General features: G+C 68.4%; 3 protein-coding genes and 3 pseudogenes. 5 read left to right on the forward strand and 1 reads right to left on the reverse strand.

What is annotated here, in order from left to right; genetic code table 11:
- From A5681_RS06975 to A5681_RS06995, 5 genes and pseudogenes are all read left to right on the forward strand, one after another.
- A pseudogene (locus A5681_RS06975) lies at positions 1-156 on the forward strand (WXG100 family type VII secretion target); the annotation flags it as partial.
- 50 nt (positions 157-206) lie between these two features.
- Positions 207-491 (forward strand): WXG100 family type VII secretion target, encoded by a 285-nt coding sequence (locus A5681_RS06980; RefSeq protein WP_046182844.1) that lies wholly within the window; start codon positions 207-209, stop codon positions 489-491.
- An 87-nt stretch (positions 492-578) separates the two neighbouring features.
- Positions 579-1,481 carry an ESX secretion-associated protein EspG gene (locus A5681_RS06985; RefSeq protein WP_055405688.1) on the forward strand — a complete coding sequence of 301 codons (903 nt, stop codon included), beginning with the start codon at positions 579-581 and terminating at the stop codon, positions 1,479-1,481.
- Positions 1,482-1,745: 264 nt separating this feature from the next.
- Positions 1,746-3,257 (forward strand): type VII secretion integral membrane protein EccD, encoded by a 1,512-nt coding sequence (gene eccD, locus A5681_RS06990; RefSeq protein WP_067271227.1) that lies wholly within the window; start codon positions 1,746-1,748, stop codon positions 3,255-3,257.
- Positions 3,235-4,077 (forward strand): annotated as a pseudogene (locus A5681_RS06995) (S8 family serine peptidase); the annotation flags it as partial. The gene eccD and the pseudogene A5681_RS06995, both read left to right, overlap by 23 nt.
- Here the strand turns inward: A5681_RS06995 and A5681_RS26360 are convergent.
- Positions 4,070-4,396: pseudogene (locus A5681_RS26360) on the reverse strand (peptidase S8); the annotation flags it as partial. The pseudogenes A5681_RS06995 and A5681_RS26360 sit on opposite strands and share 8 nt — an antisense overlap.
- Positions 4,397-4,453: the final 57 nt, after the last annotated feature.

The following is a 4,453-nucleotide window of genomic DNA, read 5'->3' on the forward strand; positions in this document are numbered from 1 at the left end:
CAGGCGCAGGCGACCTCGTACGACACCATGGGCCAGGTCAACCAGGCCTTCCGCAACATCGTCAACATGCTCCACGGTGTGCGCGATGGACTGATCCGCGACGCGAACAACTACGAGCAGCAAGAGCAGGCCTCGCAGCAAATCCTCAGCAGCTAGCGCTAAAAACCGCGGCTGCGTACCATTCCAGACATTAGGAGAACACCGTTATGACAATCAATTACCAGTTCGGCGATGTCGACGCCCACGGTGCCTTGATCCGCGCCCAGGCCGCGTCTCTGGAGGCTGAGCACCAGGCCATCGTTCGCGATGTGCTTGCTGCGGGTGACTTCTGGGGCGGTGCCGGTTCGGTGGCCTGCCAGGAGTTCATCACCCAGTTGGGTCGCAACTTCCAGGTGATCTACGAGCAGGCCAACGCCCACGGGCAGAAGGTGCAGAGCGCCGGCAGCAACATGGCCAGCACCGACAGCGCCGTTGGGTCCAGCTGGGCCTAACCCCAACTTCAGGCGCGGCAGCACACCAGACATCGGTGTGCTGCCGCGTCCTGCGGTTACCGTGCACTTTCAACCCTTGAGGTATTGATGGACCAACAGACCGCCCGCACCGACATCACCGTTAACGTCGACGGTTTCTGGATGCTCCAGGCCCTCCTGGACATTCGGCACGTCGCGCCGGAGTTGCGGTGCCGGCCATTCGTCTCCACCGACTCGAGCGACTGGCTCAACGAGCATCCCGGCATGGCGGTGATGCGCGAGCAGGGCATCGTCGAAAACGACCAGGTGAACGAGCACGTGGCCGCTCGGATGAGGGTGCTGGCCGCGCCGGACCTCGAGGTGATCGCCCTGCTGTCGCGGGGCAAGCTGCTCTACGGCGTCGTCGACGACGAGAACCAGCCGCCCGGGTCGCGCGACATCCCCGACAACGAGTTCCGGGTGGTCCTGGCCCGCCGCGGCCAGCACTGGGTCTCGGCGGTGCGGGTGGGCGGCGACATCACCGTCGACGACGTCGCCATCGCCGACAGCGCCTCGATCGCGTCCCTGGTCCTGGACGCGCTGGAGTCGATTCACCACGCTGAGCCCGCGGCCATCAATGCGGTCAACGTGCCGCTGGAAGAGATGCTGGAAGCGACGAAGTCGTGGCAGGAGTCGGGCTTCAACGTCTTTTCCGGCGGCGACCTGCGGCGGATGGGCATCAGTGCCGCTACCGTGGCCGCGCTGGGGCAGGCCCTGTCGGACCCGGCGGCCGAGGTCGCGGTGTATGCGCGTCAATACCGGGACGACGCCAAGGGCCCGAGCGCGTCGGTGCTGTCGCTCAAAGACGGTTCCGGTGGCCGCATCGCGCTCTACCAGCAAGCGAGGACGGCCGGTTCGGGGGAGGCCTGGTTGGCCATCTGCCCCGCAACCCCCCAGTTGGTGCAGGTGGGCGTCAAGACGGTGCTGGACACGCTGCCGTACGGCGAGTGGAAAACCCACAGCCGGGTCTGACATTGGACGAAACATAAAGTTCACCAATGACTTTGCACTCAACATGCGGTTGAGATGCCAACACGGCATACTTCTCTAAGAGATTCAGCAAATCTCAAACCACTGTCACCGAAGTTTTAGTCGCAAGGCGGGGTAGATGGAATTCGGAATAGTCGAGCTGCGCTTTCCCGGGGGCGGCAGCGCCCCGGAAAGTCGGCCGGCGCAGGCGACCGCCCGGTCGGCGGCACGGGGTTACACATTCACGACGGTAAGGGGTTCAGGGCGATGACTGCGGTTGTTGAAGCGCTACAGCCTGACGTTGAGGGGATTTCGCAGCCTCGGGCGGTCGTGGTCGGCGTTATGGCCGGGGCGGGCGTACAGATCGGCGTCCTGCTGGACGCCAACGCCCCCGTCTCGGTGATGACCGAGCCGCTGCTGAAAGTGGTGAACAGCCGGCTCAGGGAGCTTGGGGAAACCCCGCTGGAGGCCACGGGCCGTGGCAGGTGGGCGCTCTGCCTGGTTGACGGCAGCCCGTTGCGGGCCACCCAGTCCCTGACCGAACAGGACGTCTACGACGGCGACCGGTTGTGGATCCGGTTCATCCAGGACACCGAGCACCGCTCGCAGGTCATCGAGCACATCTCCACGGCGGTCGCGGCAAACCTGAGCAAGCGCTTCGCCGCGATCGACCCCGCCGCCGCGGTGCAGGTCGGCGCGTCGATGGTGGCGGCCGGGGTGACCGCCGCCTCGGGCTTGCTGCTCTGGTACCGGTGGCACCACAACTCCTGGCTGCCGACGGCCTACTCGGCGGTGATCGCCGCGGTGGTGCTCGGCGTCTCGTTGATGCTCCTGATGCGGGCGCGCACCGACCAGGACCGCCGCATCGCCGACATCATGCTGCTGAGCGGCTTGGCGCCGCTCACCGTCGCCGCAGCGGCGGCACCGCCGGGCGGCGTGGGGTCCCCCCACGCGGTGCTCGGTTTCGGCGTTCTCACCATCGCGGCGATGCTTGCCGTGCGTTTCACCGGTCGGCGGCTGGGGCTTTACACCGCCCTGATCACGGTCAGCGTGGTCGGGGCGATCGCGGCGCTGGCAAGGATGGTCGCGATGACCGGCGCCGTGACCTTGCTGACCAGCGTCGTCCTGCTGTCCGTGCTCGTCTACCACACCGCGCCCGCCCTCTCCCGACGGTTGGCGGGCATTCGGCTGCCGGTGTTCCCCTCGGCGACCAGCCGTTGGGTGTTCGAGGCTCGGCCGGACCTGCCCACCACGGTGGTCCGCTCCGACGGTGGACCCCCGGTCCTCGAGGGTCCCGCGTCCGTCCGCGACGTCTTGGTGCAGGCCGAACGGGCCCGCTCCTTCTTGACCGGCCTGCTGATCGGTCTCGGCGTGTTGATGGTCGTCTCGTTGACGGCGCTGGCGGACCCGCACACCGGTCAGCGCTGGCTGCCGCTGCTGCTGGCCGGCTTCAGCGCCGGGTTCCTGATGCTGCGCGGACGTTCGTACGTCGACCGCTGGCAGGCGATCACCCTCGCCGTGACGGCCGTCCTCATCGTCGGTGCGGTCGTGGTGCGCTACGCGCTCGTGTTGCAGTCGCCCCTGGCCGTGTCGATCAGCGCGGCGATCCTGGTTCTGCTGCCGGCGGCCGGCCTTACGTCCGCGGCCGTGGTGCCCAACACCATCTACAGCCCGCTGTTCCGCAAGTTCGTGGAATGGATCGAATACCTCTGCCTGATGCCGATTTTCCCGCTGGCATTGTGGTTGATGAATGTCTATGCAGCAATCCGCTACCGCTAGTAGCAAGGTGTGGCGAGGGCGCGCGTCCGCTGCGGCCCTCGCCGCAATCTTGCTCGCCTCAGGAGCATTGGCCGGCTTGCCGCCCGCCTCTGCGATTTCACCGCCGACGATCGATCCCGGGGCGGTGCCGCCTGACGGCCCGCCCGGGCCGCCGGCGCCGATGAAGCAGAACTCCTACTGCACCGAGGTCGGGGTGCTGCCCGGCACGGACTTCCGGTTGCAGCCGAAGTACATGGACATGCTGAACCTGCAGGAGGCGTGGCAGTTCGGGCGCGGTGCCGGCGTGAAAGTGGCCGTCATCGACACCGGGGTGAGTCCGCACCCCAGGTTTCCGCATCTGATCCCCGGCGGGGACTACGTCATGGGCGGCGACGGACTCTCGGACTGCGATGCGCACGGCACGATCGTGGCATCGATGATCGGCGCCGCACCGGCGAACGGCGCCGGAGTGCCGCCGGCCGCGCCGCGCCGGCCAGTCACCATCCCCACCACCGAACCGCCACCGAAAGCCCCACCACCCCAGACCGTGACGTTGTCGCCGTTGCCGCAGACCGTCACGATGGTTCCCCCCGCTCCGCAGGAGGAGCCGCCCGCTCCGGGACCGTTCGGTGCGCCGCCGCCCGCGCCTGCTGGCCCACCGCCGGGACCGCCGCAAGGCGGCCAGGGCGGCCAGGCGCCGCAATCCGGCGGCGGACAGCCGGCGCAGCCCGGTGGCCAGGCCCCGGCCGTCAGCCACGGCGGTGGCACGGTGACGATCCCGGGCTACTCGGGCGGGAGCCACGTGGTAGGCGTCGACTACCCCCGCCCGCTGGACCCGCCGCGGCCACGATGACGGCGTTCTTGTCGACCGCCGCGTAGCGCACCGCCGCGCCGAGCGCGCGCTGATCGACGATGTTGCGCGCGCTCATGCAGGTCACGTCCGAGATGTTGATGACCTGCGCGCCCATGTTGGCGGCGTGCACGATCGCCCGGGCCATCGTCTGGACCCCGTCGATCTTCGCCCGCGTCTGCGGGTCCTCGTCACCGGTGTAGGCGTCCTTGAGGCCGAAGGCCTGGCTGGACTGGCGGATCGCGATGATGTCCACGTCGGGCGCGACGCCGCTGAACGCGTCGGGGCCGGCCGACGGCGCCGGCGGTGGCACGGTGGCGATCCCGGGCTACTCGGGCGGGAGCCACGTGGTAGGCATCGCCACCGT

The sequence above is a fragment of the Mycobacterium scrofulaceum genome (assembly GCF_001667885.1).
Lineage (GTDB): Bacteria > Actinomycetota > Actinomycetes > Mycobacteriales > Mycobacteriaceae > Mycobacterium > Mycobacterium scrofulaceum_C.

Coding starts and splice junctions, on each gene's coding strand:
- A5681_RS06980 (WP_046182844.1), top strand. CDS start 207: ATGACAATCAATTACCAGTTCGGCGATGTCGACGCCCACGGTGCCTTG.
- A5681_RS06985 (WP_055405688.1), top strand. CDS start 579: ATGGACCAACAGACCGCCCGCACCGACATCACCGTTAACGTCGACGGT.
- eccD (WP_067271227.1), top strand. CDS start 1,746: ATGACTGCGGTTGTTGAAGCGCTACAGCCTGACGTTGAGGGGATTTCG.